The sequence below is a fragment of the Sporomusa sp. genome, from assembly GCF_035561155.1.
In the GTDB taxonomy this organism is placed as follows: domain Bacteria; phylum Bacillota; class Negativicutes; order Sporomusales; family Sporomusaceae; genus Sporomusa.
In genome coordinates, this window is sequence record NZ_DATMYD010000107.1 from 1 (window position 1) to 6,272 (window position 6,272).

At 44.9% G+C, this 6,272-nt stretch carries 7 protein-coding genes; 6 read left to right on the forward strand and 1 reads right to left on the reverse strand.

What is annotated here, in order from left to right; all coding sequences use genetic code 11:
• Positions 1–244 precede the first annotated feature (244 nt).
• Positions 245–1,684 (reverse strand): sigma-54 interaction domain-containing protein, encoded by a 1,440-nt coding sequence (locus VN447_RS15320; RefSeq protein WP_325526214.1) that lies wholly within the window; start codon positions 1,682–1,684, stop codon positions 245–247.
• A 418-nt stretch (positions 1,685–2,102) separates the two neighbouring features.
• Between VN447_RS15320 and VN447_RS15325 the strand changes: the two genes are divergently transcribed.
• The 6 genes from VN447_RS15325 to eutB form a co-directional block, all read left to right on the forward strand.
• Positions 2,103–3,101: a DMT family transporter gene (locus VN447_RS15325; RefSeq protein WP_325526215.1), complete on the forward strand. Its 999-nt coding sequence runs from the start codon at positions 2,103–2,105 to the stop codon at positions 3,099–3,101.
• 18 nt (positions 3,102–3,119) lie between these two features.
• Entirely contained in the window at positions 3,120–3,422 is a 303-nt protein-coding gene (locus VN447_RS15330; protein WP_325526216.1) for a hypothetical protein, read from the forward strand.
• Between the two features lie 103 nt (positions 3,423–3,525).
• The gene (locus VN447_RS15335) at positions 3,526–3,858 is read left to right on the forward strand and encodes a BMC domain-containing protein (protein WP_325526217.1); all 333 of its coding nucleotides are present in this window, start codon (positions 3,526–3,528) and stop codon (positions 3,856–3,858) included.
• A 27-nt stretch (positions 3,859–3,885) separates the two neighbouring features.
• Positions 3,886–4,533: an ethanolamine utilization microcompartment protein EutL gene (gene eutL, locus VN447_RS15340; RefSeq protein ID WP_325526218.1), complete on the forward strand. Its 648-nt coding sequence runs from the start codon at positions 3,886–3,888 to the stop codon at positions 4,531–4,533.
• A 17-nt stretch (positions 4,534–4,550) separates the two neighbouring features.
• A complete protein-coding gene (locus tag VN447_RS15345; protein WP_325526219.1) occupies positions 4,551–6,071 on the forward strand; it encodes an acetaldehyde dehydrogenase (acetylating) in 1,521 nt (506 codons plus the stop codon).
• A gap of 42 nt (positions 6,072–6,113) precedes the next feature.
• A partial coding sequence (gene eutB, locus VN447_RS15350; RefSeq protein WP_325526220.1) for an ethanolamine ammonia-lyase subunit EutB occupies positions 6,114–6,272 on the forward strand: 159 nt, incomplete at its 3' end.

A 6,272-nucleotide genomic window follows, 5' to 3' on the forward strand; every position in this document is an offset into this window, starting at 1 on the left:
GATAAAGTAGACTTAGCTTCAGGTGGGGTTTTAACCCCATCTGAAGGTTAGTCGCCCTTATCCAGGGACTTAGCCGCTCGCCTGTGCCCTTTGGGTATAACTCCCACTTGTAGAAGATGGGAGTCTTAGAGCGGGTTGTCACGGATAAAAAGGCCACCCGAAAAAATCGGGTGGCCTCGTTAAATCCTTGATTCTTAACAGGGGTATCTGAGTCTCTTTACTATTGATAACTCACAATGTTAAATCAAATTTGATTTAACATAAGTTTATTTTGGGTAGCAGGCATGTATTTCCGGATAAGACGGCTGGCTTTACTTTGGCTGATTTTCAAAGTTTTAGCCACTTCGTAGGAACTACCTAACTCTTGGTAGGCATGAATAATTAGGTTTTTTTCCACTTCATTCACTGCATCTTCAAGTGAAGAGGTGTGGTTGGCAACGGTAGTGAGATTCAAAGCACTGGGAATTTCTTGCTTTGAACATTGAATTGAATTAAAGCCTTTCGGTAAATCCAAATCGTCAATGAGCGTGTTTTTATTGACGACAACTAATCGCTCAATCATATTTTCGAGTTCGCGGGCATTTCCAGGCCAGGAATACTGTAAGAACAAATCAACAACTCTCTCAGACAGTTGCCGTTCACACTTATACTTCTGATTAAATTTTTCTAAGAAATATACGGCTAACGGGATGATTTCTTCTCTCCTCTCACGAAGAGGCGGGATCTCAATTTCAAATACATTAAGTCGATAATATAAATCTTCACGGAATTGCCCTTGTCTGACCATCTCATGAAGATTTCGATTAGTTGCTGCAATGATTCGGCAATTGACATGTTGGACTTCTCTTCCACCCACTTTAAAGTATTGATTTTCATGAAGGACTTGAAGTAATTTAGCTTGCATACGGAGGGGAAGTTCGGCAATTTCGTCGAGAAAGAGGGTTCCGTCACTGGCTAACTCGATTAGACCGATATTTCCTTTCACATTGGCGCCTGTAAACGCTCCTCTAGAATAGCCGAACATTTCGGATTCCATGAGTTCAGAGGGAATCGACGCACAGTTTACGACGATGAACGGCCCTTCCTGTCGAGGGCTGTTTTTATGTATGTGTTTCGCCATGTGACTTTTTCCTGAACCGGATTCTCCGAGAAGGAGAACTGTAGAGTCGACTTGGGAAATCCGATGAACAAGATCCAAAAGATTTGCCATCTCTTGGCTCTTTGAGATGAACTCAGGAATATTCATCTCTTTTTTTCGGAGGACTTCAACTTCCATTTGGTAGCGGTTTAATAGTTTTTGGCTCTTAGCAAATTCTAACTTAATCCCAGTAGACTCGGTTATATCCCTAGCGTTTTCTATGATATATTCAAGCTTTCCGTCTTTATTAAAAATCGGAGTGGCAGTCGTTAACAGGGTTTTACCGGTTTGCGTTTTCTGTTCTAAAGTGACGCTTTTCTTTTCTTCTAGGGCAATTGGGCTAACTCGTGGAAACCAGTAATGACATTCTGAAAGCTCTTTAGAACTCTTACCGATGATTTCCGATGCCCTAATTCCACAATGCTTTTCTACAGCATGATTGACATAGAGCACAATTCCCTGAGCATTCGTAACGTAGATTTCATCATGCGAATGATCCAAGATTTTCTTCAACAGTTCGTAATTTAGTTGTGTTGTTTCTTGCATGGTGACCTCCTCTTTTCTCGAACGCCAACCTTTGATTTTCCAGGGAATTATGGATTACTTAACGAGACTGCAGAATGCGAGTATAAAAATATTTCGCTAGGTTATAGGAGAATTCCTTCCTAAATATAGAAAGAGAAAGAAAATTGTGACAAACTTTGACTCAAATACTGACTTGGGAAGTCAATTTTGATTTAGTAGAAGATCGTTTTTCTTATTCAAGACATTTTAGAATCGAGCTTATATATACAAAAAAAGAAATTGAAAGAGCTGGCACGTTTCTTGCTTAAATAAGCTTTAGATAATGTCTGCTTCGTAGTAACATTCTTTAAAATCATAAAAGGAGGGCAGGGAAACGGATTCATTCCTTTTAGAATGGCTTTCTGTTTGGTAAAAGATCGAAGAGAGAAGGAGGGAGAATATGTCCAATTTGAGTGCTGCGAAGTTGCAAGAGCTGCAATCAAAGAACGAGCTATCTCATGCAAAAAAGGGGCTAGTCTGGGGGCTTATTTCCGGAGCAACTTGGGGGTTGGATGGGGTCATCTTGGGTATGGCACTAGCTATGGCACCCTTTACAGGGGGCGCGACTCTGTATGCAGGGCCTATCGCCGGGGCTGCGTTACATGACGGATTTGCTGGTTTTTTTGTTTTTCTTTGCAACCTATTTAATGGAAAATGGAAAGAATATCCACGGACATTAAAGACTAAACCAGGCATGATTGTTTGCTTAGGCGCATTATTTGGCGGCCCGATCGCTATGTCGGGTTATCTCGTAGGAATCAATCTGGCCGGAGCATCTTATGCACTCTCCATTACGGCTATGTATCCTGCAGTAGGTGCTATTCTAGCTTTTTTCATATTAAAAGAGAAAATCCAGCCGCGTGTTTGGATTGGTATCACTTTATGCATGGTGGGAGCCATTACCGTAAGCTATGTCCCCCCAGAAGGAGATTTTCCGAATTTCTACCTTGGTTTGGCTTTATCTTTGCTAGCTACCATTGGGTGGGGAGCAGAAGGCGTTCTTTCAGCTTTTGGTATGGACATGGTTGATCCGGATATCGCGATCGGGATTCGGGAAGCAGCTTCTTTTGTCGTTTACTTTGTTGCCGTTTTACCCGCAGTAGCAGGCATGATCATTTTCTGGGAAGCCTTCCTTGCTAATGCTATTCTCTATATTGCTGTCGCGGGCTTTTTAGGTGGTTTATCTTACCTTGCTTGGTATCGGGCCATTAACATGACCGGTGTAGCTCGCGCCATGGCATTTAATATTTCTTATGCACTTTGGGCCGTCTTCTTTGGCTGGCTTATCACCGATCTTGCAATCACCCCAACTCTTATTGGAGGCGCAGCCATTATTACACTCGGGACGATTTTGGTTACCGCTAATCCGAAAGAACTCGTTAAATTGAGAAACAATTAAGAAAGGGGGAGCTAGCAAATGACACTACCTATGAGATTTCGCATTCTCCATCTCCTGACACTTCAGGAACTTTCCGAAATTGAAATTTTGGAGGCTTTAAAGCCCGAATATGGGTTGGAGGGCCAATATAAAAGGTCCACGATCGATACCCATCTTGCTTCTATGAAAGCGGTCGGAATGATAGAAATCACCGATCTTTCCATGGGAAATGACGGCAAGCTTTTGCATAAGTTCAGAGCAACTGAATATGGGAAAAAGTACCTAAAATATATGCCGAAGGGATGGAGCGCGGATCATCCATCAAATCGTATCCCGATGTAAGTATGTATCAAACTATTGTACCCGCCGGATTCAGCCAGATGCTGTGGTTCGGCGGGTACATCTCAAGTTAAATTGAACAGAACACGAAAGGAGATTAAGTACAATGGCGTACAAAGGAGAACTGATTGCTCTCGGTATGGTGGAAACAAAAGGTGTTGTTGGCGCGATTGAAGCAGCCGATGCCATGGTTAAAGCTGCCAATGTCAGCCTCATTGGCAAGGTCAAAGTGGGGGGAGGACTCGTTACCGTAATGGTGCGGGGAGATGTGGGGGCAGTTAAGGCCTCTGTTGACGCTGGAGCAGCAGCGGCTGAACGAGTTGGGGAACTCATGAGCTGCCATGTTATTCCACGTCCGCATCAAGACTTGGAGCAAATTCTCCCGCAGTTACCGAATTTTGATGAGAAGAAAGCGAAAACCACTGAAAACACAAAATAACGATTAAGACAAATAGGGAGGGTCCTTATGATTGAGCCTATTAAGCCAAAAGTGTTAGCTGTCCGGCTCATTCCGAATGTTGCGCCTGATTTAGCACAGCAACTCGGATTGAAGGACTATCAACGTTCTATTGGGATGATCACATCAAATATGGATGATCCCACTTACACTGCCCTGGACGAAGCCACGAAAAAGGCAGAAGTTGAAGTGGTCTACGCCAAAAGTTTCTATGCCGGTGCCGCTCATGCCTCAGGACCACGTTCCGGAGAAATCATTGGAATCTTAGCCGCCCCGACTCCTGCCGAAATCAGTGCGGGGATTGATGCCTGTATCAATCATTTAGAAAGCGAGGCCTTCTTCTATACGTGTGACGGGGGACAAACGGCCTGGTATCCGCATACGATTTCCCGAACCGGCAGCTATCTGTCTAAGATTGCCGGAATTCAGGAAGGCGAGCCGTTGGCCTATTTAATAGCTCCCCCTATCGAAGCAATCTACGGTATCGATGCTGCGCTTAAAGCGGCAGAAGTAGAGATGAAAGCGTTCTATGGACCGCCGACCGAAACAAACTTCGGCGGTGCATTACTAACCGGATCACAAAGCGCTTGTCGTGCAGCCTGTGAGGCATTCCAACGTGCTGTAATAGATGTCATTGAAAATGCTCTGAAGTTTTAGCAAAGGAGGTCAATCAAATGGAACTGGATCGAGACTTGGCCTCCTTGCAGGAAGCCCGAAATTTAGTTTGTGCAGCCAGGAAAGCGCAGGAAATCATTAAAAACTTTACCCAAGAGCAGATCGACCGGGTCATTGAGTTCATGCGTGAAGCCGGGGAGAGTAACGCAGCAAGGTTAGCAATGATGGCAGTCTCTGAAACGGGGATGGGAAAATACGAAGATAAGTGCTTGAAAAATTACTTTGCATCCCATCATGTCTACGAATCCATTAAGGATATGAAGACAGTGGGGATCATACGGGAAGATAAAAAACAACGTCTCTGGGAGATTGCGGAACCGGTAGGGGTAATTACAGGCATAGTCCCCACGACGAATCCCACGTCTACCGTGATTTATAAAGCCATGATTGCCCTGAAATCACGTAATGCGATTGTCTTTTCCCCGCATCCTTCGGCTGTCAGGTGTACGAATGAAGCGGCAAAGCTCATGAACCAGGCCGCTGTGGCTGCTGGAGCTCCCGATGGTGTGATTGGCTGCCTAAGTACTGTGACGATGGAAGCAACCAATGAACTTATGAAACATCCGGATACTGCGCTTATTTTAGCAACAGGTGGAAGTGGCTTGGTGAAAGCGGCCTATTCCAGCGGGAAACCGGCCTTAGGAGTGGGTCCGGGTAACGTACCGGCGTTTGTTGAACGAAGTGCCAACCTGGCCAAGGCAGCAGAAAATATACTGATTGGAAAAACTTTCGATAATGGAACCATCTGTGCATCAGAGCAGGCCATTGTAGCCGAGGATTGTATTGCTGATGAACTGGTTCACCACTTACAGAGAAACGGTGCCTACTTGCTCGAACCGGAAGAAGTTCAAAAAGTATCTAAAGTTGTCATATTACCCAATGGGGGAATGAACCCGAAGGTTGTAGGAAAAGAAGCAAAGTTTATCGCAAAGTATGCAGGAATCAACGTTCCTGAACATACGAGGTGCCTGATTGCTCCTCTCCAGGGAGTAGGACGAGAGTATCCGTTATCCTATGAAAAGCTAACAACGGTTCTAGGCTTTTATCGGGTTCGGAATTGGCATGAGGGGTGTGAACGCTGTATTGAACTCCTTCAGGCGGGTGGGATCGGCCATAGCCTGGTCATTCATAGTGAAAATGAAGAGATCGTCCGTGAGTTCGGACTGAAAAAGCCCATCTTCCGCATCCTTGTCAACACCCCCTCTTCGTTAGGTGCCGTGGGGGCGACTACAGGTCTGGCACCTTCATTTACCTTAGGCTGTGGAACTTGGGGCGGATCCAGTGTTTCGGAGAACGTTACCCCCCTGCATCTCATCAATATTAAACGGGTCGCTTGGCCTATTCGGAATCCCGAAGAGCTAAGTTTTCCGCTGGTGGAAAATGCCGTCAGCGAACCAATGAACACGAATTCCATTTCATCCGTCAGTCCGGGAATGATGCGGGAGATTGTTGAACAAGTCATTCGTCACATGGTCTTACGTGAATTTGCTAAGCAAGGCAAAGAAAGCGAACTGGGCTGATCTCCGTGATTAATACGGGTAGACAGATTGGGGGAACATCTGATGATTTTAAAGGCTAAAGTCTACAATAAAATCTTTGCCTTTAAGGACCTTAAAGAGGTCTTAGCGAAGGCAAATGAAGAAAAATCCGGAGATATCCTGGTAGGAATCGCAGCACAATCTGCTTCCGAACGGGTTGCAGCCAAACTCGTATTGAGTAAC